The sequence below is a fragment of the Magnetospirillum molischianum DSM 120 genome (genome assembly GCF_000294655.1).
In the GTDB taxonomy this organism is placed as follows: Bacteria; Pseudomonadota; Alphaproteobacteria; order Rhodospirillales; family Magnetospirillaceae; genus Phaeospirillum; species Phaeospirillum molischianum.
The window spans coordinates 54,105-81,079 of record NZ_CAHP01000012.1 but is presented as its reverse complement, the minus strand read 5'-3'; the positions used below and the strand labels follow the sequence as shown (position 1 = coordinate 81,079).

The 26,975-nt window shown below is 62.6% G+C and carries 9 protein-coding genes; 6 read left to right on the top strand and 3 right to left on the bottom strand.

Annotated features, from left to right (window positions below):
- Positions 1 to 29: 29 nt before the first annotated feature.
- Both PHAMO_RS03825 and PHAMO_RS03820 read right to left on the bottom strand, forming a co-directional pair.
- Positions 30 to 4,397, bottom strand: a complete 4,368-nt coding sequence (locus tag PHAMO_RS03825) for a non-ribosomal peptide synthetase (protein WP_040566151.1) — start codon at positions 4,395 to 4,397, stop codon at positions 30 to 32.
- Positions 4,390 to 20,220: a type I polyketide synthase gene (locus PHAMO_RS03820; protein ID WP_002726614.1), complete on the bottom strand. Its 15,831-nt coding sequence runs from the start codon at positions 20,218 to 20,220 to the stop codon at positions 4,390 to 4,392. Before PHAMO_RS03820 ends, PHAMO_RS03825 begins: the two co-directional genes overlap by 8 nt.
- A gap of 472 nt (positions 20,221 to 20,692) precedes the next feature.
- Here PHAMO_RS03820 and PHAMO_RS03815 point away from each other — a divergent pair, with 472 nt between their 5' ends.
- The 6 genes from PHAMO_RS03815 (at position 20,693) to PHAMO_RS03790 (ending at position 26,116) form a co-directional block, all read left to right on the top strand.
- A complete protein-coding gene (locus tag PHAMO_RS03815; protein ID WP_002726612.1) occupies positions 20,693 to 20,938 on the top strand; it encodes a hypothetical protein in 246 nt (81 codons plus the stop codon).
- 344 nt (positions 20,939 to 21,282) lie between these two features.
- Complete coding sequence (locus PHAMO_RS03810; protein ID WP_002726610.1) at positions 21,283 to 23,007, top strand: sensor domain-containing diguanylate cyclase; 1,725 nt, start codon at positions 21,283 to 21,285, stop codon at positions 23,005 to 23,007.
- Positions 23,008 to 23,107: 100 nt separating this feature from the next.
- Positions 23,108 to 23,521, top strand: a complete 414-nt coding sequence (locus tag PHAMO_RS03805) for a DUF2141 domain-containing protein (protein ID WP_002726608.1) — start codon at positions 23,108 to 23,110, stop codon at positions 23,519 to 23,521.
- Positions 23,496 to 24,275: an SDR family NAD(P)-dependent oxidoreductase gene (locus PHAMO_RS03800; protein WP_002726606.1), complete on the top strand. Its 780-nt coding sequence runs from the start codon at positions 23,496 to 23,498 to the stop codon at positions 24,273 to 24,275. The genes PHAMO_RS03805 and PHAMO_RS03800 overlap by 26 nt, the downstream gene beginning before the upstream one ends.
- 72 nt (positions 24,276 to 24,347) lie before the next feature.
- On the top strand, positions 24,348 to 25,250 hold the full coding sequence (locus tag PHAMO_RS03795; protein WP_002726604.1) for a YicC/YloC family endoribonuclease: 903 nt from the start codon (positions 24,348 to 24,350) through the stop codon (positions 25,248 to 25,250).
- A 95-nt stretch (positions 25,251 to 25,345) separates the two neighbouring features.
- Positions 25,346 to 26,116, top strand: coding sequence for a DsbA family protein (locus tag PHAMO_RS03790; protein WP_002726602.1), 771 nt, complete (start codon positions 25,346 to 25,348; stop codon positions 26,114 to 26,116).
- Positions 26,117 to 26,199: 83 nt separating this feature from the next.
- On the opposite strand, the gene PHAMO_RS03785 is transcribed toward PHAMO_RS03790, so the two are convergent.
- Complete coding sequence (locus PHAMO_RS03785; protein ID WP_002726600.1) at positions 26,200 to 26,868, bottom strand: COQ9 family protein; 669 nt, start codon at positions 26,866 to 26,868, stop codon at positions 26,200 to 26,202.
- Between the last annotated feature and the right edge of the window lie 107 nt (positions 26,869 to 26,975).

The following is a 26,975-nucleotide window of genomic DNA, read 5'->3' as shown; positions in this document are numbered from 1 at the left end:
TCGATAGCTCTTTGGGATAAAGTTCGAACTTATGGCTGATGGCACCACGCATTCTCTATGCCTGCCACCAGACGCCTGATCGTCTCAAGTCGATGAACCCGCCCGCAGTAACGTACAATTAAGTCAATCCGCTCCGCCGTGCGCGATGCGCCGATCTCTAGCGGCACGACACGATTCAGTTGCCCCACCGAAGCCGGTTCCAGCCCGGATGTCAGTATGAACGGCCCATCCGGCTCAGAAGCGAAATCGATCCGGCCCAGGTAATTGAACGCAATGTCGGCTTGGGGCAGGCGCAGTGCCTCGTCTGCGGAACCAAGATAACGCAGCACGCCGTACTCCAACGCCCCGGCCCCAATTCGGTCGGGATCAAGTCCTGTCTCGGTCAACAGGACGGGATATTCGGCGGTGAACCAGCCGACAGTGCGGCCAACATCAAGCGGAGCGCCGGGAATCGGCAGGCGACCATGACTGGAAAGCTGAATTCTGGTCGGGCCGGGGCGGTCCCACACCGCCAGGGCGCGGGCCAGAGCGGTTAACAGCCGAGCCTGAACTGCGCTGTCGGACAAGCCCGGCTCGGCGGGCAGGTCCGCCGACACAATATCCGTGTCTTCATAACCATGCGGCACCATTGGATAGTCGGTCGCCAGCGGACGGACAGGGGTGGCATCGATCCCATCCCAGTAGGAGCGCCGAGCGGCAAGGAGAGTGCCGCGCCCATAGGACTGAAGCGCCCGCGCCCACTCCAAATAGGACACGCCCACCGGCGGAAGCTCGATTGTCCGCCCCCCNAGAGACTGGCGGTAAGCGGTGGCGAGATCATCAAGCAAAAATCGCCATGACAGGGCATCGGTCACCAGATGATGCGCCAGAAGCACCAGGAAATCAGCTTCGTCCAGCCGATAGCGGAGTACCGCCAGCAGAGGACCGCGGGTCAGGTCGAACCCGCGATGCCGGGTGGCAACGTCAGCTTTGAGGACCGGCCAGGGATCGGTAACGGAACCGAGATCGATCAGAATGGGCGCGGGGGGAACCTGCGGATCGGCGACGGACTGGGTTACGCCGCCCCCGTCCCCGAGGTGAAAGCGCAGCCGCAACGCATCGTGATGCCGCCACAGCGCCGCCACAGCCTGGCGCAACGCCGCGTCGTCGATCCGCTCCGCCGCCCTCAACAAAACGGAATGGTTGAAGTGGGCGCGGTCACGATGGTGATGGGCGAAGAACGCCGCCTGGATTGGGGTAAGCGGAGCCTCTCCCGATGGCTCGGGAGTGGATACCGGAGCGGAACGGCGTGGTATCAGGGCGGCGGCGACAGCCGCGACGCTTTGCCGTCCGAGCAGATCGGCAAGGCTGAGATCGAAGCCCAGCTTGTACAGCCGCCCGACCACCCGGATCGCCGCCAGAGAATCCCCACCCAGCGCCTGAAACGTCTCGGCCCGACCGACAGCCGCCCGCCCCAACACGGTTTCGAAGGCCGCCGCGACCGCCTGTTCAGCCGGGGTTGCGGGCGGATCGTCCGCAGCGGTGGCGACAGCCGGTGGCGGGGGGAGTGCCTTGCGGTCAAGCTTCCCCGCAATCGTCAAAGGCAGTTCCGGCAGCGTCACCACGGCGGACGGGATCATGTAGGACGGCAGAAGAGCGGCAAGGCGGCGGCGAAGCTGATCCGGGTCGAGCGGAACGGCGGCAACGACATAGGCGACCAGACGCCCCGCTCCGGTCACGATCACGGCGGCCTGCCCGATCTCCGGTACTGTCCGCAGCGCCGCCTCGATCTCGCCCAGTTCGACGCGCCGTCCGTTTAGCTTGACCTGTCCATCGCGCCGCCCGCGATAGACGATCTCGCCATCTTCGAGCCATAAACCGAGATCACCGGTTCGATAGACCTGCCGCCCTCTCTCACCGACGAATTTACTCCGGGTCAGCTCCGGGCTATTGCGATAGCCTCGCGCCAGCCCTGGACCGGACAAGCAAATCTCGCCGACCGCGCCAATCGGGACCGGGCGAGAAAAGCGATCGAGGATCCGAATCGCGGTATTGGGCAACGGTCTGCCAATCGGAATTCCAGCGAGATAGGGACTGTCGGCCCGGACTTCGTGGAAGCTGGCGCAAACCGACGCCTCGGTCGGGCCATAGGCGTTGATAAAGCGTAACCGAGCCGCGTAATGGCGAGCCGAGGCTGGATCGACCGCCTCGCCCGCCGAAATCAACACCCGAAGACCGGGGAACTCGGCGAAATCGAGCGCCGACAACAACGACGGCGACAGACCCGTAACGGTAATCCCATGCTCGGGGATTGCCGACAGCAGCCGGTTGCGGTCGAGGATCGTGTCAGATCCCGCCAGAACCAGGGTCGCGCCCGACAGCAGCGCCATGAAAATTTCCGACAGCGAGGCATCGAACGAGCAAGACGAGACTTGCAGAACCCGATCGTCGGGGCCAAGGCCGAATCCCTCGATCTGGCCCAGGATCATGTTGACGAAACCGCGATGCTCGACCATCACCCCCTTTGGCTGACCCGTCGAGCCAGACGTATAGAGGAGATAAGCCAGATCGCCCGGCGAGACCACCGCATCGGCATCGCCCGGTTCATCCACCCCGTCGATCTCTGTTCCGATTCCCGGATGCAGGCTACCCAACCGGACTTGACCGGATTTGTCGGTCAACACGATACGGCAGTCGGTATCGTCAAGAATAAAGCTCAGGCGCTCGTCGGGCAGAGCCGGGCTGAGGGGAAGATAGGCCGCTCCGGCCTTCAAAATCCCGAGCAGAGCGACGATCCGCCGTCCCCCCCGACCGGCCAGCACCCCGATCGGTTGCTCCGCGCCGAAACCGGGCAGACGACGAAGTGCGACGGCAAGGCGGTCGCTGCGGGCGTCCAGATCCCGATATGACATCCGGGCATCGTCCCACACCAGCGCCGTTCGTTCCGGCGTCCGGGCAACCTGAGCCCGCCACAATGCGACAATGGTTTCGTCCGGCGGGGGCGCCCGCCGCGCTCCAGCCGAAAAGGCGGCCAGTTCCGCCTGCTCGCCCGCGCCCAGGATATCCACCTGCTCGATGGGTTGGTCCGGGTCGGCGGACAGGGCATCGATCAGAGTCGTGATCTGATCGCCCAAGCGGCGCATCTGCGCCTCGGAATGGGCTTCGGCGTTATAATTGAAGACAATTCGCAACGGTGGGCCGGGTTGAACGACAAGGCCGAAATCGTAGTTGGCCCGTTCGTCGGCATGAGCCGCGACCACACGAAATCCCAACGACGAATCCTCGGCGGACTCGGCCTGAGGATAATTTTCGAACACCAGCAAATGGTCGAGCAGGCCGTTCGGCAGACTCGAGTGCGCCTGGATCTCAGTCAACGGAAGATGATCATGGTGAAGGCTGTCAATCGCCTGAGCCTGAAGACGGCGAAGCAGTGCCGCAATCCCCTCGCCGCTCTGGACCGTGACCCGCACCGGAATCGTGTTGATGAAGGCCCCGACCAACCGCTCGATTCCATCGACATCGAGAGTCCGCCCCGATACGACGCTGCCGAACACGACGTCGCCGCTGTCGGCATAGCGACCGAGCAGAATCCCCCACAGCGCCACCAACACCGTGTTGAGCGTCACCCCCGTATGGACGGCCAGCCGTTCCAGGGCCGCATGCCGCTCGGGCGATAGCACAACGGCAAAGTCGCGCGCCCGATAAGCCGCACCGGGCTGACCCGGCCCCAGGCGGGGGAGACCGGCCAAGCTGTCGTATCCCTCCAGCAATTCGGCCCAGAACCGACGCGACGCCTCGGCATCCCGCGCCGCAATCCGGTCAAGATAGAGGCGGATGGGCGGAGACGGCGGCAGATCGGGGGAGCGGCCTTGACGCAGCGCGGCATAGATTTCAGCGAATTCGGCCAGCAGCAAACTTCCCGACCAGCCGTCGAGCACGATGTGGGCGTGGCTCCAGATCATTTCGAACCGCCGTTCGCCCAGACGGAACAGCTTGACCCGAAGCAAGGGGCCACCGCGCAAATCGAAGCCGCGTGACCTATCCTGGGTACGAAAGGCTGCGATCCGCTCCGCCTGAGCAGCCTCGTCCACTCCGTCAAGATCCTCCTCGTCGAACGCGGTTTCCCCCCGCTTCAGCACCAATTGCAGCAGCCGCGCCGTGTTCTCGAAATCGAACACTGAACGCAGCGCCTCGTGACGGGCGATCAGCGCGCCCCACGCCGTGCGGCAAAGAGCGGGATCGAGGCCGTCCTCTTCGGCATTCGATTCGATCCGAAACGAAACCTGACGGAAATAGGGCTGGTCTGCGGGCGTCAGCAAATCGTGGAACAGCATCCCCTGTTGCAGCGGCAACAACGGATAAATCGCCTCTACATCATCGCGGGCGGGTCGTCGTCCTGGGCCGGATCGACTATTCATCGCCGAACAATTCTTCGAGTTCATGGTTCGACAATCCGGCCTGATTGAGTGCGGCGGGAGCGGCGAGACGGACAGGCTGATCGGGCGGCGGGTCGGTCGCCTCCAGCCGCCGCGCCAGACCGGCGATGGTCGGATCGGTCAAGAAGTCGCGCATCGACAGGCTCAGCCCCTGACGCCGCAACCGGCTAACGACCTGGATCGCCTTGATCGAGTCGCCACCGACTTCAAAGAAGCGATCGGCCGGAGACAAACCGTCGCAGCCCAGAACCTCGCGCCACACCTGGGCGATGCGGGCAACCAGATCGTCCCCCGTCTCCACCGACAAGGGTGAAACCGAGGCCGGATCGGGCAGCGACGCCACATCGACTTTTCCATTGGGCAGCAGCGGCAGCGAATCCACCAGCACCCAGGCCGATGGATTCAGGAAGGACGGCAATTCCGCCTCAACCTCGCGGCGAACCGGATCGATCGTTGTCCCCGCTTCCAGCACGACATGGGCAACCAGATCGGCCCCACCCGCCGCCGCTGGACGAACGGTAACGATTGCCTCGCGGACCTGGGGATGACGCCGGATCAGATACTCGATCTCGCCCGGTTCGACGCGGTGGCCGCGAATCTTAACCTGGGCATCAATCCGGCCACGATAAACGATGTTGCCGTCCGCCTGGACCACGCCGAGATCGCCCGTGCGATAAAGCCGCTCGCCGGGACGAAACGGATGGTCGATGAAAGCGCGGGCGGTCAGATCGGGCTGGCCCAGATAACCGAGCGCCAGACCGGGACCGCCGATATGGATTTCCCCGCACACCCCGACCGGAGCCAGCGCCCCGAAATGGTCGAGCACGACCACCTCGGTGTTCGGCAGCGCCCGACCGATCGGGATCGCCTTCCCCCGGTCGCGCTCGGGATCGACCTGATACCACGTCGCGCACACCGTCGCCTCGGTCGGACCATAAGCGTTAACGAAGCACAGACGCCCGGCCAGCAGCCTTGCCTGATCTGGATCGGGCGGTTCTCCGGCCGAAACCAGAAGCTGGAGCGGGGCCAGATCGTCGGGATCAAGCTGTGCCAGATAAGACGGCGGCAGAGTTGCGACCGTGACCTGCTGTTGCTTTAGATAAGCGGCGAAATCCTGAGGATCGCGAATCCGCTCCGGTCCGGCGATCACCAGGCAAGCCCCCTGCATCAGCGCCATCAGCACTTCCCAGACCGAGGCATCGAACGAGGTGGGAGCGAATTGCAACACGCGGTGACGGGGCAGAATGCACAAACTGTCGCGATGGGCGAAGGCCAGATTGACCGCGCCGCGATGACTGAGCAGCACCCCCTTGGGCCGCCCGGTCGAGCCGGAGGTATAAATCACATAAGCAACATCATCGGCCGCCACCGTCACCGATAGCGGAGATTGGGGCGCAGTCTCAACCAGGGCATCGATGTCAAACACCGGCGAGGTCCCCTCGCCCGCCGATTCGAGATAAGGCGACTGGCTCAGGATTGCGGCGCATCCGGCATCGTCCCGCATGAAATCAAGCCGCGAACGCGGATAGGAAGGATCGAGCGGAACGGCGGCGGCCCCCAGCCGCATCGTCGCCAGAAAGGCCACTACCCACCATTCGTTTCGTTCCAGCAACAGACCGACGCGATCGCCCCGACCGACCGTTCCGGTCGCGGCCAGCGCGCGCGCCACCGCCTCGACCATCCGGCCAAGGGTCGCGTAATCAAAGGAGCGGTCCTCAATCGCCACGGCAGGCCGGTTCGGAAAAGCGGCGACAGCGGCATCGAACAGCGAGATCAGGGTGATCTCAGCCGGGATCTCTGGACCGGGAGTCCGACCGGCCAGGATCTGACGCTCCGCCTCAGGCACGATGGGAAGCGCGGCCAGACTGCGAAGCGGGTCGGCTACCGCCTGTGCGCTCAGTTCGATAAAATGACCGACCAGACGCTCGATATGGCTCCGGTCGAACAGATCGCTGTCATATTCCAACCCCAGCGTCAGCCCACCGCCTTCGGTCTCAACGAATTCGAAAGCCAGGCTGAACTTGCTGATGCTGCGCTGCTCGTGGAAGTCCTCGACGGCAAGGCCGCTCAGGGTCAGGCCGCGCTGAATACCGTCCTGCAACACCACGGCGACATCGAAAACCGGCGTGCGGCTGAGGTCACGCGGCAAGCCCAATTCCTCGACCAACCGATCGAACGGATACGCCCGGTGTTCCAGCGCGGCGGCAATCGTCGCCTTGACCCGTTCGAACAGCGGGGCGAAACCGTCCTCGGCCGTAACCCGGTCGCGCAAAGCCAGCGTGTTGACGTAGAAGCCGATCTGATCGCGCAGTTCCTCACGGTCGCGGCTGGCAATCGGGCTGCCGACAATGATGTCGGTCTGGCCGGTGATGCGGAACAGCAGCGTCTTGACCAGGGCCACCGCGACCATGAACAACGTCCCCTGGCGAACGCGGACAAATTGACGCAATGCCTCAACCAGCCTGGGATCGAGCGGACGGGTCACCCGACCGCCGCGAAACTGCGGCAAGGCCGGGCGGGGATGATCGAGCGGGAGATCGAGCGGCACCAGCGGCCCGGCCAACTGGGTCCGCCAATACTCCAGATCGCGCTGCGCCTCCGCCCCAGCGATCCGGGCATTGTCCCAGGCGGCATAGTCCTTGTAGTGAATCCGCAGCGGCGGCAACGGATCGACCCCACCGGCTTCGGTCTCGGCCCGGTACAACGTCAGCACTTCATCGACCATGATCGCGACTGAAGCCGCGTCGGAAACGATGTGGTGAATCGAGACGAGCAGAACATGACGGTCGTGTCCCACCACCAGCACCTGGGCACGCAGCAGCGGCCCGGTGGCCAGATCGAACGGAGTCTCGGCGTCTCGTTCGGCCAGCAAACGCGCCGCCGCCTCAGGGTCGGACTCGTCCCGCAGGTCGGTCAGGCCGACCGAGGTCACAGGGTCGGCCAGAACCTTCTGGCGCACCGTCTGCCCCGCGTCTCCGTCGTCCCCGGCGGCCACGAAGACGGTTCGCAACGCTTCATGCCGCCGCACCAAAGCGGCAAAGGCCCGTTCGAACGCCGCGACGTCGAACGAACCGCTCAACAGATAGGCCGCGGACAGGTTATAGGCCGCTCCACTGGTCCAGAGCTGATCGAGAATCCACAACCGTCGTTGGGCGTATGACACCGGATAATCGGGAGCTTCCGGCACGGTAGGAATCGGGCCGGAACCGGACGCCGCTCCCGCGCTCAGGCTTTCGGCCAGCAGGCGGATCGTCGGGCGCTCGAAGAACAGACCGATGGTAATGGTGGCGTCGAACGCTTGGTTGATCCGCGAGATCACCCGGATCGCCCGCAGCGAATCGCCTCCGATCTCGAAGAAGGGCGAGACGACGCCGACCCGCTTCAGCCCCAGGATTTCGGCCCAGATCTCCGCCAGCCGCGCTTCGACCGGGGTGGCGGGCGGCTCGAACTGAATCCGGTCGCCAATCAATTCCTCGGGCTTGGGCAACGCACGGCGGTCAACTTTACCGTTCAAATTCATCACGAAGCTGTCGAGCGGAATCAGATAGCTTGGGATGATCGGTTTGGGCAGGGTCTCGCCGAGGCGACGGCGCAGGTCCGAGGGATCGAGCGGCTGCTTCTCGGTGTAATAGCAGGTCAACGCGTTGTCGCCGTCCTCGCGGCGATGAACGGCGGCGACAGCCTGATCGATCTCGGGGCTGGACGACATCACCGCCTGCTCGATCTCGGCGAGTTCAATCCGAATCCCGCTGACCTTGACCTGACCGTCGATCCGACCGCAGAACTCGACGCTACCATCGGGCAGAAACCGCCCCAGATCACCAGTGCGATAATATGTCAGACCGCTGTCGTCTTCTCCGGTCGGATCGGGAACAAAGCGATCCGCCGTCAGGGCCGGATCGCCGAAATAGCCCAGGCAGGGAAACGGTGGCCGGATCAGGATTTCGCCAATCGCACCGACCGGAAGCGGTTTCGTTCCTTTCAGGATCACGGCCCGTGTCCCCGCAATCGGGCGACCGACAGGAACTGGCCGTCCGCTTTCCGCTATTGCGCCATCAACCCGGTGGAAAAATTTGGCGAGCGTCGTCTCGGTCGGGCCATACAGGTTGATCAGGGCCACCGCTGGACCAAAGCCGCGTCGCGCCCGTTCGATATCGCCGCCATAAAGACTTTCACCCGCGAACAGAACAGTTCGCAACGCGGGCAGGGCCACGCCCGCGGCTGGATCGCGCTCCAACTCCTTGGCCAACAGCCGGAACAGGGTCGGCACGATATGGATCAGGGTAACCTGAGCATCGGCCAGCCAGCGCAACAGGCGAACACTGTCCATTCGGAGGTCGGAATCGGGGATGCAGACCGTGCCACCGACGATCAGCGGCAGGAAAATGTCGCGCAGGCTGACGTCGAAGGTGGTCCGGGCCAGATTGCTGGTCCGCAGCGAGGCATCGGCGGCCACTTCCCGCCGCTCCCAGGCGATGAAATGATGCAACCCCTGATGACTGGACAGGATCGCCTTCGGCTCGCCGGTCGAGCCTGACGTGAACATCACATAGGCACCGTCCCCCGGCATGGGGCGGCCCGAACGATCCGGCTCGGTTCCGGCAGGCCGTGGTGCCACCGTTTCCAACGCGCCTTTGATCGGTTTGCCATGACGCAGCCCACCCTCGGAGGTCCAGGCAAGCAGACGGTGAAGTCCGCCCGCACCGTCCAGCCCGGCCAAAATGGCGCGCACGGCCACGACATCGGCTTCGGCGGTGACGATCAGGTGGGGGGCAAGGCGGGTCAGCAGTTGGCGCAGACGCAACGGCGGCTGTTCGAGGTCAAACGGGACAAAGATACCGCCCGCTTTGTGCACCCCCAGGATGGAGGCGACATAATCGATACCGTTGCCGAGGAACAGGCCAACGGTTTGGCCGGGCTGAAGCCCTTGCTGGCGCGACGCGGCGGCCAACGCTTCAGCGCGCGCGTCAAGGTCGCGATAGGATACCGTATCCGATCCGGCCTCGATCGCGATGGCATCGGGAGTCTGGGCTGCCTGGGCCTCGAACAGGTCGAGGACCAGTCCGGGAACGGGAACCGCCTCGTCGGCATCCCCGGCAACAATCTCCCTGCGGTCGTCGTCGCCACGCAGATCGAAGGCGGACAACGGAGATTCCGGCTCGGCCAGCACTGCCGCAATCAGCACCCTGACATGACCGGCAATGCGTTCGATCCCAGCCGGATCGACGACGTTTCGGTTGAAGGTGAACTTGATTTCAGTCGAATCCTCCGGCGTGATCGCGGGATGAACGACGATGCTGAAATCGTAATGCATCTGTTCGAAGGCGCGGACGTTATCGACCTGCAATCCCTGGTCCGGCGCGGCGACGGCCTGCGGATAATTCTCGAAGACCAGAACGTGATCGAACAGAGTCTGGCGGACACCTGAAAGGCGCTGCATCTCGGCCAGAGGCAGGAAATGGTGTGGCTCGCTGGCGATGGCCTGATCCGCGATCGACCGCGCCAGGACGGCGAAGCTCCGCTCGCGATCGACCGCGACACGGACAGGAACGGTGCGCAAGAACAAGCCCACGATCCGCTCGACTTCGGGCAGTTCGGGCGGGCGGCCCGACACCACCGCGCCGAAGATCACCTCGGGCCGGTTGTTATAGGTGGCGAGCAACACCGCCCATATTGCCTGAACCACACTATTGAGGGTGACCTCAAGACGGGCGGCGAGCGCGGCCAGGGACTGACTCGTCACCGGGTCCAGCGGCACGGCATACTCGGCCATCTCATGGCCCCGGCTCCGTCCCGCCGGATCGATGCCGGGAATCCCCGATGGCGGTGGGGCGTCGGCCAGCACTCGGCTCCAATAGGACCGCGCCAAATCGTCGTCACGCCCCTCCAGCCACTCGATATAAGAGCGATAGGACGGCGCGGGCGGCAAAGATGGCGCACGCCCACTCCGCAGCGCGCCATAAATTTCCATCAGTTCAGGCTGAAGAATTCCCAGCGACCAGCCGTCAAGGATGATGTGGTGATGGCTCCACACCACATCAAACTCGGTCTCGTCCCGTTGTAGAACGGTGACGCGCATCAGCGGATCGCGGCCCAGGTCGAAACCACGGTTACGGTCGGCCCGCTGGAAAGTGGCGACAGCGGCTTCAAACGCATCCGAAGTCTGCCCGCGCAGATCGACATGATGGAACTCGACGGAACGGCTTTTCAAGATCGCCTGAAAGGGCCGCCGTCCTGGAATCGCGACGATAGCGGCGCGCAGGATGTCGTGACGGCGGGCCAGATCGTGCCATCCGGCCTCGAAGCAAGCCAGATCGAGAGGACCGTGCAGGCGATAGGTGAATTGCTCGAAATAGACCTGCCGATCCCCCGACAGAGCGTGGAATAGCATCCCTTCCTGCAACGACGACAGCGGAACCAACGCCTCGATCGTCGAGTCTTCGAGTCCCAGGCGTTCCAGAACCGCCCCGTCTTCGTCCTCTTCCTTGTTCCCTTTCCCGCCCGGTCCACCACCATCGCCCAACGCAATCAGCGCCCGCAACCGATCACGATAGCCTTCAGCCAGCGCGGTAACGGTTTCGCGACGGTACAGACGATGATTATAGGAGACGGTTACCGTCAGCGTACCGCCGATCGAGATCGCTTCGATATCGATCGCCTGAGGCCGCTCCAGCCGTTCACCCAAGATCGGACCAACCGGATCGTCGGTCAGGGCGAACAGCGGATGGGGATCGCTGTTGAACTGCCCAAGATAATTGAAATTGATCTCAGGCGGAGGACCGAACGCAATCGCCTCTCGCAATGACGGCGGCGTCAGATATTTCAGCAATCCATAGCCGATTCCCTTGCGCGGGACTTGGCGTACTTGCGCAGCGATCCGCTCGACCACTTCGGCAGGGGACGATGCCGCCTCTTCGCCCAGATCGAGCACAACCGGATAGATCGTGGTGAACCAGCCGACCGTGCGGGTCACGTCATGACCCGGCGCGATTTCTTCGCGGCCATGGCCTTCAAGTTGGACCTTGATCCGGGCCGCGCCGAACTGGTCCTGAAACGCCAGGGCCAACGCGGTCAGCAGAATGTCGTTGATCTCGCACTTCATCGTGCGATTCAGGCCGGTCAGCAAAATTCGGGTCTCGTCAGGATCAAGCGAGAGAGAAACCTGACGGAACTCGCCCGCACCCTGGCGCGGATCGTCGAAATCAACGGGCAGGGGCGCGACGTCGGCCGCCTCGATCCCGGCCCAGAATGGGATTTCGGCCAGCAATTCGGGACTGGCGGCATGGGCCGTTTGAATCTCGGCCCAATCGAGATAGGAATCACTGACCGGCGGCAAACGGATCGGCTCGGCCTCCAGGGTATCCGCCTGATCGTAAGCGGTCGCAAAATCCTCCAACAAAATCCGCCACGAAAAACCATCGACGACCAGATGGTGGCATAACAGCAGCACCCGGTCGCCATCGGGCAGCCGATACAGAACGGCGCGCAGCAACGGCCCCACCGACAGGTCGAACCCGCGCTGAAGCGTCTCGGCATGCTTGGTCAGGGCCGAAAGCGGGACTGGATCGGCACGCAGGTCAACAATGTCAAGCGCCAGCGCCGAGTCCGGCCGAACCGTCTGCTCTACCGCCTCGCCCCGCTTGGTCAGCACCAGCCGCAGGGCGTCGTGATGCGACCACAGCGCGTTGACGGCGCGGCGGATCGAATCAGGTTCAAGCCGCCGCACCGCCCGCAGCAACACCGCATTGTTAAAATGGGCGCGGTCATGGGGATGCTCGGCGACGAACCAGCGCTGAATCGCCGTCAGTGGAGCACTGCGGACGGGGTCCGATGCTGGCTCTTCGGAGAGAGCGGCGGCGGGATGCGCTGCCAGCGGAGCCAGGGCGGCAACCGTTTTGGCAGCGAAGATCGCCCCCAGGCCAAGCTTGATCCCGACTCGGTGCAGCCGGCTGACGATCTGCAACGCCTTGATCGAATCGCCACCCAGCGCAAAGTAATTGTCCTCGATCCCGACACGGGGCACGTCAAGCACTTCGGCCCAGACCTCAGCGATCGCGGTTTCGACCGCATCACGAGGGGCGCGATAGGCGTTGCCGGATTCCAGCCGCGCCGTTTCGGGAGACGGCAAGGCGGCGCGGTCGATCTTACCGTTGGCGGTCAGAGGAAAGGCTTCGAGGCGGACAAAAGCCGATGGAATCATGTAATCGGGCAGACTGAGCGCCAGATGATTGCGCAACGACGTCGCGGTCAGGTCGGCTGCTCCGATCACGTAGGCAATCAGTTCGCGCAGACCGGGCCGGTCGTCCGAGACGGCGCGGTCGATCACCAGCGCCTTTTCAATACCGGGATAAGCGAGCAGGGTTTGGACGATGGCCCCGGTTTCGACCCGGTGACCACGCACCTGAACTTGGGCGTCGTTACGCCCGAGATAGACCAGCCGCCCATCGGGCCGCAACCGCCCCAGATCGCCAGTGCGATACAGACGCAGACCGGACAACGGCCCGTCGGGGACGGTGACGAAGCGTTCCGCCGTCAGTTCAGGGCGGTTGAGGTAACCGGCGCAAACCCCGCTGCCGCCGACATAAAGTTCGCCGACGACACCGAGCGGCTGAGGCCGCAGGACCGGGTCGCAGATATAAACATTGGTCTCGGGCAACGGACGCCCGATCGGGCTAATCCCTGGACGTCCCTCGATATCGGCACCGCTCAAGCGATCATAGGTGACATGAACGGTGGTCTCGGTGATGCCATACATATTGATCAGCGCGATCCGCTCGGGCGGATACAACGTGATCCAGCGGCGGAGGTCGGACGGCTCCAGCCGGTCGCCACCGAAGATCACCATCCGCAGATGTTCGCCCAGCGAATGGGTCGAGCAGGCCAATTCGGCCTGAACCAGCCCCAGGAACGCCGGCGGGGTCTGATTCAGCACGGTGACGCGATGGTGGCGGATCAGATCAAGCAGCGCGTCGGGATCGCGCATCGTCTCGCGGGCGGCGATTACCACCGACCCGCCGTTCAGCAACGCGCCATAGAGTTCCCACACCGAGAAATCGAAGCAGAACGAATGCGTCGTCACCCAAACATCGTCGGGGCCGAAATCGAAATCGTGGCGGTCGTTCCGCATCAACCGGACGACATTGCGATGAGTGACAAGGCACCCTTTCGGCCGCCCGGTCGAACCCGAGGTGTAGATGATATAGGCGATGCTGTCGGGTGACGGCCCCGGTGCGGTTTCGTCGGTCGTCTCGTCGTCGCCCGGCTGTTCGAGCGCGTCGAAATCAAGGGCGATCGCCTGACCCGAAGACGGCAGTCCCCCGACCAGCGCCGCCCGTGTAATCACGGCCGTACTGCCGCTGTCGGTCACGATGACATTCAGCAACTCGGCGGGGTAATCGATGTCGAGCGGGACATAGGCCGCCCCGACTTTCTGAATGGCGAGCAGGCTGACGACGAAGGCAATCGAGCGGTCGAGATAGATCGCGACGGAAGCGCCCGGCTCGATGGCAGGCCGGGTGCGCAGACGCCGGGCCAGACGATTCACCCGATCCGACAGCGCCCGATAGGTCACCGTCTCGTCACCCATGACCAAGGCGATACGATCCGAATGCGCTTCGACCTGCTCTTCGAACAAACCGATCAGAGTGGCATCGACGGGATAGGTGGCGGCAGTATCGTTCCAGGTGGCCAGAAACGCGGCTTCGGCCTCACCCACGATCTCAAGCCGACCCAACGGACGGTCGGGATCGTCGAGGATGTCGGAAACGATCCGTTCGAAATATCCAGCCCAGCGTACCACCGTCTCGCGCCGGAACAGCGCCGTCGCGTAGCAGAACCGCAGGGTCAGAACCTCGTTCTCCTCGATGATGTCGAGGTTGAAGTCGAACATCGCGGCAGGCGGGTGAATGTCGCGGCGGGTGAATTGCAGATCGGTGATGCGGAAGGCCCGTTCCCCCGCATTCTCGTAGGACAGCATCGTGTCGAACAAAGCGTTGCGGTCGGGCGGCCTAGTCCCGTTCAGCGTCGTCATCCGTTCGAACGGGTAATCCTGGTGATCGTAGACGGCGAGGCAGACCTGCCTGACCTCATCGAGAAAGCGCCGGAACGGCTGCTCTGCCGAAGGATGGCCACGGAAAACGACAGTATTGACGAACATCCCGACCGCGGCGGCCAGATCAGCCTTTTGCCGCCCCGACACCGCGCCCGCGACCAGAATGTCATCCTGTCCCGACAGACGGTGCAACAGCACCTGATAGGCCGCCAGCAGCACGATATAGAGCGATGTTCCGGTCGCCCGCGACAGCTCCTTCAGCCGTCGCGTCACCGCCGCATCCAAGGTCAGAACGACATTATCGCCCGCGAAATCGGGTTCGGTCGGACGCGGGAAATCAAGCGGCAGATCGAGGAGTGGCAGATCGCCCGCCAGGGTCTCACGCCAGAAGTCTTCGTCTCGTCCGCCCTGCCGGTCCCGGTCGGCATCGGCCTGAAGCCGCAGGCATCCCCTCAGATCGTACTCCACCGGAGTTAACGCCGTTCCCTGGTACAACGCCATCAGTTCGGCGGCGATGATATTAAAGGAAATACCGTCAACCGCGATGTGATGAGCATCGGCCAACAGAAGGTGACGGTTATCGGTCAGCGTAACGATTGCGACCCGCAGCAGCGGCGCGACGGCAAGATCGAACGGGCGAAGGAAATCGTGTGCGATCCGTTCGGCCCCTGCCGAATCGGCCTGGTGGCGTTCGACCGAGAAACGCGGCTCGGCCAAGCGGCTGGTCACCAATTCACCGTCGATCAGCTTAAAGCCGGTGCGCAGGCTTTCGTGGCGCTGGATGATAATACGGAAGCTGTCTTCCAGCCGGTCGATGTCCAACGGACCGTCGATCCAGAACGCTTGCGGCAGGTGATAGGGTAATTGTCCGCCGGGGCGCTGACTGAGCGCATAAAGACGACGCTGGGCCGAGGACGGAAGGCCAAATTGCGGGTCGGGGTAAGCATCGAGCGAGAACGCGAATCCAGCGGCGCGGATATCGATGATGCAGGTTTTGATCACCTCCAGAACGCGGGCTACGTCGTCATCGTCATGGGCGACCGAGAAAAAATTGATCCGGCGTTCCCAAGTATAAACACCGCGCTCGATCATCAGCAGATAGAGCAGCTCGATCTCCAGCGGCTGGAAATCGGACTCGCCCAACGGCACCAGACGCCATTGCGACGAAAAATGCTTGGCGCGCAACGGCACCAATTCGCGTTCGAACCACAGATTGAGAGCGTCGCAGAACGCAACGGTTCGCGCCGTTACCCGCTCCTGCAACGTCGGCCCCGCTTCCTTCATCACCGTCAGCGCGGCAAGGGTCGTCGCCATCGTCGCCGGATTGCGGCAGAAGGTGCCGCCGAAATAGATCATCGCCGATTGTGGCCCGGAGCGATCGCCGTACTGCCACGCACCACCGTCGATATAATCGATGAAGCGGGCCTTACCGGCGATCACGCCGATCGGCAGGCCGCCGCCAACGATCTTGCCATACGTGACGATATCGGCCTGAACGCCGAACCATGCCTGTGCCCCGCCGGGATGAATGCGGAAGCCGTTGATCATCTCGTCGAAAATCAGAGCGATGCCGTGCTGTTCGGTCAGACGGCGCAGACGACTGAGGAACGCCTGCGGCTGGAGATCGGGATTGCGGCTCTGGACCGGCTCCATCAGCACGGCGGCCAGACTGTCAGCCTGGGCGGCGATGATGTCGAGTGCCTCCGGCGACCCGTAATCGAGCACCGTCACGTCGCGGATCATTCCGGCAGGCGTGCCAAGCCCGACCGGCACGATCTCGCCGTCCTGGTCGAAGGCCAGCACTCCGTCGAAAATGCCGTGATAGCCATTCTTGAAGATCACGATCCGGTCGCGACCAGTAACGGCGCGGGCCAGCCGCAACGCGACCATCACCGCTTCGGACCCGGTATTGCCAAAGGCGACCCGCTCGACCCCGGTCAGATCGCGGATCAGTAGAGCAGCCTGACCCGTCAGAGCCGATTGGGTCCCCAATTCCAACCCGTGTTCGATCTCGCGGATCAGAGCGTCATGGATCGGGGCAGGCTTGTGGCCAAAGAAGTGAACGCCCATCCCCATCGCGACATCGATATATTCGTTGCCATCGACATCCCAGAAACGCGCCCCTTCGGATCGGGCCGAGACAATCGGATATTTCGCCTCTTTAAGCTGCCCCCAGAACGACAGCGTGTGCTTCCAGTCAGCCAGCACGGCGCGAGAATCCTGGGTTAACTCCTTCGAGGAATGGGTCCGTACGACATGACGCTCGACCAGCCCGGAGACAAAGGTGCGCTGCTGCTCCGATAGCGGCCCGCTGCCCGCCAGATTGATGTTGCGGATCTTGGCAATCGAACTGGCCGGTGGTTTCACTTTCGTGGACGGCACCACGGACGGGGAAGTCGGCGGCGCAGCCGGAACGACCGGCGCCGCCTCCGCCAGGGATGGAGCAGCAGGCGGCGCGGCGGGAAGGCCGCCCTGCCCCAACCATGCCATTTGCTGCCGCGCCAGTTCGGTGACACTGCTGAGATTCTGCGCCGCGACCTGTGACAGCAATTGCAATTGGAATTGCAGCACCGGGGCGATACCGGCCCCGTCCATCGGCGGGAGAGCGACCGGAGCGACCGGCATGACCGGAACCGATGGCGGGGCGGTCTGGATGACGGGCGCGGGGGCAGGAACCGGAGCCGGAGCTGCCGTTGCGTGGCGCTGGATATAGGCGGCAAGGTCGTTGACAGTGCCGATTTCCTCGAAGAGCTGGCTCATCCGCAGTTCAAGGCCAAAGCGGTGTTCGACCGTCTGGCCCAGCTTCAGCAGCATCAGCGAATCCAACCCCATGTCGGTCAGATGCTGGGCGCGGTCAATCGTCGTGGCATCGAATCCGCTGATCTCGGCCAGGATCGAGGCCAGTTCGTCGGCGAGCTCAGTCAACCTCTCCATCGTTTCCGTCCTTGTCGGCGAGACATGCGATATTTCGGGCTGGGTTGGACTGGGGGCGGGATTGGGCGGTATTGCGCCGTCTCCGGCCCGCACGGGGGCAACGTCCATCCAAAAAGGCTGGCGCTGGAATGGATAGGTCGGCAACGCGACCTTACGGGGGCGAAACGGTGCATTAATCCCCGGCCAGGACAGATCAATCCCGGCGCGGAACAGCGTGGCGGCGGCGGCGGCGATTTCCGGCCAGGCCGAACGCCCCTTACGCAACGAATTAACAACCGGCCCCGCCGCATCGGCACCGAGAATCGAGCGGGTCAACGCCGCCAGCGTATCGCTGGGGCCGATCTCCAGAAAAACGGTATAGCCGTCGCGGGCAGCGGCGCGAACGGCACTCAGGAACTGAACGGGCTGGAGGATCTGACGCGACCAATAATCCGGGGTCAAGCGCTGGCGGGGGGGCAGAGCCTCGCCGGTAACGGTTGAGTAGAATGGCAATGTGGCGGCGGCAAAATCGATCCCAGCCAGCGCTGCCTCGAAATCGCGGACCATCGGCTCCATCAACGGCGAGTGGAAAGCATGCGACACCGCCAGCCGACGCCCGTCGATCCGGTCGTGACTCAGCCGGGCCAATGCCTTTGCCACCGCCTCCTCACTGCCCGAGATCGTCACGGCGTCGGGCTGGTTGATCGCCGCCAGGGTCACCTCGCGGGTATGGTCGATCACCGACGGCACCACGATTTCGGCAGGGGCGAACACCGCCGCCATCGCACCGCCGGACGGCAATGCCTGCATCAGGCAGCCGCGTTCCGCCGCCAACCGAACCCCGGTTTCGGGCGGGAACAGCCCGGCGACACAAGCGGCGGCATATTCGCCGATACTGTGGCCGATCACGGCGGCTGGCTCAATTCCCCAGGACTTCCACAGCGCGGCCAGAGCGTACTGAACCGCAAACAAAGCCGGTTGGGCCAGTTCGGTCTGACGAAGCTCTTCCTCGGTCGCGCCCTCGCCATACAGACGCTCGACCAGCGGACGACCGAACGCTGGCCCCAGAGCCGCCCCGCACCTGTCGAATGCGTCGCGGAATACCGGATAGCGCCGATACAGATCGCGTCCCATCGCCAGATCGTGGGAGCCCTGACCGCTGAACAGAAACACGATCCCCTTGCCGATGCCCTTACCCGCGCCGAAGGGAAGAGGAGCACTCTCCAGCCCGGCATGCAGGGCTGCCACCGTTCCGCCGACGATCGCGTCGCGATGGCGCAGCGGCTGGCGGCACGCAGCGGTATGGCAGATATCGGCCAGATCGGAGTCCGTCGCCCCGGCCAGAACGGCGGCGAAGCGGTGCCGAACCGCGACCAACGCCTCGGGCGTCGCGGCGGAAAGCGGCAAGACATGAACCGGATCGTCGATCGGTTCCGGCGCGGCAGCCGCGGAACCAACCGTTGGCGGCGCGGTAACGATCAGATGTGCGTTGGTGCCGCTCAATCCAAACGAACTGATCCCGGCAACTCGCAACCGCCCTTGGTCGGGCCAGGGAGTCGGCGCGGCGGTAACCTGGACAGTCCCCGACGCCCAATCGATATGCGGGCTGGGATTGGTGAAATGAAGGCTGGCCGGAATCGTCCGGTGGCGCAGCGACAGGATCAGTTTGATCAGTCCGGCGATTCCAGCGGCGGCTTCGGCATGGCCGATATTGGTCTTGACCGAACCCAGCAGCAACGGGCGCCCCGGAGGGCGGTTGCCGAACACCTGCTGGAGGGCATTGACCTCGATCGGATCGCCCAGCGCGGTCCCCGTGCCGTGAGCCTCGACATAATCGACCGCCTCGGGTTCCAGACCGGCATCGTCCAACGCGGCACGAATCACGGCCTGTTGCGCCAGACCGTTCGGAGCAGTCAGGCCGTTGCTGCGTCCATCGTGATTAACGGCGGACCCGGCCAGAACGGCCAGAATACGGTCTCCATCCCGCTTGGCATCGGCAACACGCTTAAGGACAAGCAGCCCGCATCCCTCGCCCCGGCCATAGCCATTCGCGGCGGCGTCAAACGCACGGCAACGCCCATCCGCCGCCAGCGCCTTAACCTTGCACAAGGCGATCATACTGTCGGGCGACAGCATCAGGCTGACCCCTCCGGCCAGGGCCAGATCGGTCTCACCCCGACGCAGACTCTGAATCGCCAGATGCAGCGCAACCAGCGACGACGAGCAGGCGGTATCGATGGTGACGCAGGGGCCGTGGAAATCGTGGAAATAAGACAGCCGCCCGGCGGCGGTACTGAACATCACTCCGCTGCCGGAATAGGCGGTGATCCGGTCGGCCGCGCCGGAATGGACGTGAGCCTGGATATAATCGTAGTTCGACAGGCCGATGAAGAGACCGGCGCGGGCAGCGGCAAGGCGGCGACGGTCCAGCGCGGCGTCGTCCAGCGCTTCCCAACTGACCTCCATCAGCAACCGCTGCTGCGGGTCCATCGCCTCGGCCTCACGCGGAGTGATGCCGAAGAAAGCAGGATCGAACCCGGCGACATCGCCGACGAAGCCGCCGCTACGGGCATACATCTTTCCCGGCGCATCGGGATCTGAATCGTAGAAACGGCCGACATCCCAACGCTGGGATGGAATGTCACTGATCGCATCCCCGCCCCCAGCCAGCAGGGACCAAAATTGATCGGGATCGCCGCCGCCGGGAAAACGGCACCCCATGCCAACCACGGCGATTGCCGCCGGATGTTTCAGGGACTGGTTTTCCTCCAGCAATTCAGCGATCTTAGCCGAGGCTTTCTTTAATGCCTCGACATAAGGCTGGCCAGATGCGTCACCCATGATCCGGTGCCCCCGCCTTGGACCGATGCGGTCGATTGAATGTTTTGAGCATACTTCCCCCGCCCCATGACGCCGCACATTTTCATAGATTGGTTTATAGTCTTTGGGACGAAGCTACCTTACGGGTTTTCCAACCGAAAACGATGCCGCAGCCGGACCTAACCGTCGTAGGCTCGCGATAATCCAGCAGGATTATAACCTTCGCATCTCCTGATGTCATCAGTTGAGAATGCAGTGCAAGCATCAATCCAAGATTGACAATCTCAGCTTTTATACATCCTAAAGAGCGGCAAAAAAGAAGGTCGCGCTATTGAGGTGCTGCCACCGGGCGCGCCGAGCCGAAGAGCATTCTTCGCGTTAGGAGCAACTGCGTTCACCTAACGGACTCATCGTACTGCAATAAATGGCACTTGAAATTGGAACAAAAAGAGATCAATCATGCCCCACCCATTATGTCCACAGGACCTTCGTCATGGCCCAGGAAACCCTGTTCATTTGCCAACCCTACGTACTCGGCAAAAGAGGCGCGCTGAAACCCCAGCCCCCCATCGCCTACTCGACCGAAGCACAGGCGATCCTGCGCGCCCATAGGATCATGGACAGTGGCAACGTCGCCGGCGTCGATGTCGTCCGCCAAACCGCCGATCCGGAAATGGGGGATTACGATGAACCTGTTTTCATCGAACGATTGGGAACCGTGCCCCAGGTCGAAACCTGATCGATGGATGAACGCCCGCCGACGACACCCCGGAGCGGGCGCTCAAGCCCTCGCTAAAATAGTACCAACATCCTCCTGCCGCCCCTCATCGGCCACCCGCTCATCACCGCGACGGAACCATTTCCGCGCCGCAACTCATAGCTGCTGAGTTGATTGGAGCATCGACAAATTTGCTATATCGTCATGCAGCTTCCGGATGCCCCCGCCGGATGCTAATACTTTTGCTATCATGGTCACGTGGCAACTGATGGGTCACCCTACCCCCGAGACACAAGGTAACGGAGGCAAAACCTCCAGAACATAAATACATAGATAAATTCGCTTTTTAGAAGTTTCAGCGATAAATGAAGCATCTTCTCGCCATTGCCGTTCTGATCTTCGGATGCCTGTCAGCCATTCCTGCCATTGCGGGCGACCTCATCGTTTCCCGCATGGCGGTGAAGGATCTCACCGGCACACTGACCATCGACGACATCACAAAAAGCGAGGCGACGGCGTTCAAGTCCGCCCTGATCATTCACATCGGCGAATCGGTTCATTGGGTACGGCTACGAGTGCGAGCCCCAGACGAGAACGGAAAGGTCGTTCTGTTCATCCGTCCGACCTACATAAACAATATCACCCTCTACCAGGCCGATCCCACCGCCCCTAACGGATGGAAAACGCGGACAACCGGCAACATCCACCCATTTAGCGAGCGCGACCGCCCCAAGATATCCCTGGGCTTTCTGATCGATGTCGCCAGCCCAGAAGAAACGGTCTATCTGCGCATAGAAGGAGAACGCCACGCAGTTCTTAATGTTGAAGCGCTAACACCGGCAGAAGCCGATCAGAAAGATTACGATAGAGACCTCCTTATCGTCTTTTTCGTAACATCGATGGCAACCCTTTTCTTATGGTCTATTCACGCCTACATTTTAGACAGACAGAAAGTATTTGCTTTATTTGCATTCCATCAGTTAGTTTACACATTATTCGGCATCGCCACCGTAGGGTATCTGGCACCATTCAACTCGGCTGAACACCCCTGGCTGGTCGATTTCATTACCGGCGTGATGTACTTGTCAATCGGCCCGACAGTCCTCTTCTTCTGTCATGAATTGATCAAGCCATATGATCCACCCCGTTATATTATATGGGGATTACGGGCGATATTATCTATTTTTGCCCTAGATTACGTTCTGCTGGCGACAGAATACCATCCGATTGCATATTCAATAAACAGCATAAATCTAAAATTTTTGCTTCTCTATCTTGTCGTAACATCCTTCTTATTGAGAAAAGAGCACTCGCCACGCAGATCAACGATACAATTCATGTTATTGTTTATATTTATAAATAATACAGCATTCTGGATCCCAGCTTACTTATTCCCGAACAACCAGATTTTGAAGTGGAGTAGCATCCAGGTTCTATTCGTTGACGGATTCCTAATCGCACTCCTTTTCGCTGTGGTATCATTCGTGCGCGCGCGTGAAGTCCGACGGGAAGCGCACGAGGCGACTCAGGCCGTGATGGCGATTAACCGCACTCTCTTGGAAGAAAAAGAGCTGAAGAATCAGGCCGAAACCGCGGCCAGAACCGACTATCTGACCGGCCTGTTCAATCGGCGTCACTTTTTTGAACTGGCCCAGCGCGAGTTGGATCGGTCGATCCGCTACCAGAGGCTGTTCACACTTCTGATGATCGACATCGATCACTTCAAGTCAATCAACGACACCTGGGGACATGCCTTTGGCGACACGGTCTTGCGAACCGTCGCGAACATCATTAATGACACGCTCCGCAACGTTGATCTTTTCGGCCGCACCGGCGGAGAGGAGTTCGCTGCCGTGATCGTCGAAACAGAAGAATCAGAATCCATAGATATCGCGCAAAGATTGCGGGAAGGGGTCGAGATGTGTTCGGCCTTCGCTCCAGACGGAACAGAAGTCCGGGTTACGATTTCCATTGGGATCACACATTTACGCGGACGCGAGATCGAATTCGACCTCGTGATGGATGAGGCCGATCAGGCGATGTACAGCGCCAAAAAAACCGGCCGCAACAGGATCATGGTCAACGCATAGGGCACGCGGCTTGCGCTGGCGGGGCCGGGCGGTCTAGGGTGCGCTGACATTAAGTGGCGGAAAAATCTCGCCTAATAAGAAACAATCCCGGAGATCATGAATGCGGACGGCCCTGCTGTCGCTCATCATGCTATGCTCGGCGGGCGCGGCCCAGGCCGCCGACCTGACCCTCACCATTACCAGGGCCGCCGCGGACGGCGCGGTCCGAGGCATGGTGTTTGGCGATGCCGACAGTTTCGACCGCCGCGAGTCGCCGGTCGCTAAATTCTCGCAAGTCCCGGACCATGGCACGGTCGTCGTGAGTCTTCCCAACCTGCCGCCCGGCCGTTATGCCATCGCACTGTACCAGGATCGCAACGGCAACGACCGTCTTGACAAAAACATGATCGGCGTCCCCACCGAGCCTTATGGGTTCTCCAACGACGCCAGCGCGCCGCTAGGGCCACCCGATTTCGATCAGGCCGCATTCGATATCGTTGGGGAACGCCATGCCCTCACTATCACCCTACGCTGACCCGGCCGCGATCCTGATCACCGGCGCCTCATCGGGTCTGGGCGCAGCCATGGCACAAGGCTATGCCCGCGTCGGCGTCACGTTATTTCTGACCGGACGGGACGAATCCAGACTGGCCAAAGTAGCGCAGGACTGCCGCGAGCGGGGGGCGGACGTCAGTGCGGAGACGCTCGATGTCACCGATTCTGACGCTCTTGCCGCCTGGATCGAAGCGTGCGACCGTCGCCGCCCGCTCGATCTGGTCATCGCCAATGCGGGCATTTCCGCCGGAACCGCTGATGGAACCGAGGGGGTGGACCAGACGCGGGCGATTTTCGCCGTCAATCTGAACGGGGTCGTCAACACGGTGATGCCAGCCGTCGCAGTGATGCGGCCACGCCGCCGGGGCCAGATCGCGATCATGAGTTCGATGGCGGGCTTTCGCGGAATTGGCGGCGCTCCGGCTTATTGCGCCTCGAAAGCGGCGGTGCGGGTGTGGGGCGAAGCCCTCCGTGGCGCCTTGGCTTCGGATGGGCTGGCCGTCTCGGTGATCTGCCCCGGCTTCGTCGCCACCCCGATGACCGACGTCAACCGCTTTACGATGCCGTTGCTGATGGAAGCCGACGCCGCCGCCCGATTGATCCGGCGCAAGCTGGCAACCAATACCGGCCGCATCGCCTTTCCCTGGCCGATGGCGGCACTGAGTTGGATTGCCGCAGCTTTGCCCGATGCGCTGGCCGACCGTCTGACCCGTCGGCTTCCGGCCAAGGGATAATGACGGCGATGACCCGAAACACAACAACCCGGCCCGATGGGGCACGATGACATTGATGAGCATGGGAGAACGATGGTGAGCGTCGCCAGTATGACCGGCTATGCCCGCGCCGAGGGGCGCGATTCCCTGACCTCTTGGGTGTGGGAGGCCAAAAGTGTCAATGGCCGTGGGTTCGACCTGCGCCTGCGCTTGCCCTCGGGTCACGACGGACTGGACGTTCCGGTGCGCGAAGCGGCCGCACGCCGTATCGCACGCGGCAACGTCCAACTGTCGCTGACCCTGTCGCGTCAAAGCGAAACCGGAGAGATGCGGATCAACACCGCCCTGCTGACCCGTCTGGTCGATCTGTGCCGGGACTGGCAAGCGGTGCGACCCGAACTGGCTCCGGCGCGGCTGGACGGATTATTGGCGCTCCGTGGCGTGATCGAACCCGCCACAGAAGCAGAGGCCACCGAGGATGAAGCCGGGCGCGAGACCCGCATCACCGCGCTGAAAGCCTCTCTGGAAACCGTGCTGGACCAGTTGGTGGCGATGCGCCACGACGAAGGAGCGCGGATCGGTGCCGTCCTGAAGTCCCAACTTGACGAGATCGCCGCATTGACGGCTCGCGCCGGAGCCTGCGCCGCGCTGCGGCCCGAAGCGATCCGCGAGCGTTTTTCCCAGCAATTGGCGACAGTGCTGGACGCCGCTCCCGGCCTGACCGAGGAACGGGTTGCCCAGGAAGTGGCGTTGCTGCTGGTCAAGGTCGATGTGCGCGAGGAACTGGACCGTCTGGCCGCCCATGTCGCGGCGGCAGGCGCCCTGCTCGACCAGGGCGGCGTGGTCGGGCGCAAGCTCGATTTCCTGGCCCAGGAATTCAACCGTGAAGCCAATACGCTGTGCTCTAAATCCGCCGACGTCGAACTGACCCGGATCGGCCTCGATCTGAAGGCCGTGATCGATCAGTTCAAGGAGCAGGTCCAAAACATCGAATAGGTCCGGCCTTTTTTCCCGCCTGGGCGCTTGCCCCGGCGACGGCCATCGGCCAATATGCCTCCCTCATCCTCATGGTTTCGAAGGTTGAAGCCCCCATGATCGCCAAGCCCCTTGCCGCCCTTCTTCTGACGTCGGCTCTCGCCTTGTCCGCGTCCCCGGCCACAGCTCAGGACAGCGGCGCGCTGACCCCCAAGCAGGCCGAGGCGGTCAAGAAGGTCGTCCGCGACTACCTGATGGAACACCCCGAAGTTCTGGCTGAATCGCTTGAGGCTCTGCGCGAGAAGATGCGCGCCCAGGCCGAAGCCGACGCTCACAAAATGCTCGAAGCCCGCAAGGACGACGTTTATCGCAGCGCCGACGACCCCGTTAGCGGCAACACCAAGGGCGACATCACCATCGTCCAGTTCTTCGATTACAATTGCGGCTTCTGCAAGCAGACCTTCGACGCCCTGTGGGAAGCGGTCAAGGCCGATGGCAAGGTTCGGGTCGTCTACAAGGAATATCCGATCCTTGGCCCGGACTCGGTGTTCGCCGCCCGCGTCGCCCTGGTGGCCAAGGCACAAAGCCAGGCCAAATATGACGATCTCCATCGTGCCTTGATGAAGTTCCGCGGCCGCCTCGACGAGAAGGCGGTGCTGCGTATTGCCAGCGAGCAGGGCTTCAACGCCGAACAGCTGAAGAAGGACATCACCAACCCCGAGATTGATCGCCAGTTGTCGAAGGTGTTCGACCTCGGCCGCGCGCTCGATATCGGCGGCACCCCGACCTTCATCGTTGGCGACCGCATCCTGTCCAGCGCGCTCGACCAGACCACCTTCCGCCAGTTGATCGATAACGCGCGCAAGACCGGCACCGGCAAGAACTGATCTGATCGGCCAAGCCACCCACGACAAACCCGGCGAGGAATTCCTCGCCGGGTTTTTTCGTGGCTACACCGCAGCCGTGGCTCTCAGCAGCCGGCGGCGCGACGCGGTAGCCGACTGCGTGCCCACGGCGTCTTGCGCCGGAACGACGACAAGCTGCTGCGCAGCATCACTTCGGCCCGATGGCGCAGCCGCGGCAGCTTGCCCATGTCGAGCAGGCGGCGGCGCAGGAACGCCCAACTATCGATCGAATCCTCCGACATATCGTCCAGCCAGAAAAACAGCGTGGCGGAATAGAGCGCCGCCAGCGACCCACGCTTGGTCGCCCAGGTAACGTCGTGACTTTTATCGCCCACGGCGCGCCAGAGCGCGTCGGAGGTGCCCCACCCCAGCTTCGCCGCCAAAGGCAGGTTCTGCGGCAGAGCCAGCAGCGCCACCCCCCGGCGGATCGCCTCGCGGTGCGCCGACCAACGGTCCAGCCGCATCTTGACCGCAACAAACACCCGTTCGTCCACTTTGCCGCCGCGCGGCCCCTGTACGGCAAAATCCTGGGCCAGCATCCGGTCGGCCAGTTCGACGAAATGAGCCAACGCCTCTGCCGGACCTCCGGGGAATAACCGCAACGCCTCCCGCGGCGGGTAATCGAGGTCGCGCGCCGCCTCGGACAGCGCCGCGTCAGACCAACCGTCAAAGGCGATATGAGGCAGTGCAGCCAGCACCAAATCGTCGCGTTTTGCGCTCGGATCGATTTGCATATCCCTAGCCCCTTCCCAAGCAACCGTCACTGTGATATCAAGCGCCTTCCCGGACGGCAGTTGTGCCGTGCGATGGGGTGGCTTTTCAAGCGTAGAGGAGCGGTGGC

Coding starts and splice junctions, on each gene's coding strand:
- PHAMO_RS03820 (WP_002726614.1), bottom strand. CDS start 20,220: ATGGGTGACGCATCTGGCCAGCCTTATGTCGAGGCATTAAAGAAAGCC.
- PHAMO_RS03815 (WP_002726612.1), top strand. CDS start 20,693: ATGGCCCAGGAAACCCTGTTCATTTGCCAACCCTACGTACTCGGCAAA.
- PHAMO_RS03810 (WP_002726610.1), top strand. CDS start 21,283: ATGAAGCATCTTCTCGCCATTGCCGTTCTGATCTTCGGATGCCTGTCA.
- PHAMO_RS03805 (WP_002726608.1), top strand. CDS start 23,108: ATGCGGACGGCCCTGCTGTCGCTCATCATGCTATGCTCGGCGGGCGCG.
- PHAMO_RS03800 (WP_002726606.1), top strand. CDS start 23,496: ATGCCCTCACTATCACCCTACGCTGACCCGGCCGCGATCCTGATCACC.
- PHAMO_RS03795 (WP_002726604.1), top strand. CDS start 24,348: ATGGTGAGCGTCGCCAGTATGACCGGCTATGCCCGCGCCGAGGGGCGC.
- PHAMO_RS03790 (WP_002726602.1), top strand. CDS start 25,346: ATGATCGCCAAGCCCCTTGCCGCCCTTCTTCTGACGTCGGCTCTCGCC.
- PHAMO_RS03785 (WP_002726600.1), bottom strand. CDS start 26,868: ATGCAAATCGATCCGAGCGCAAAACGCGACGATTTGGTGCTGGCTGCA.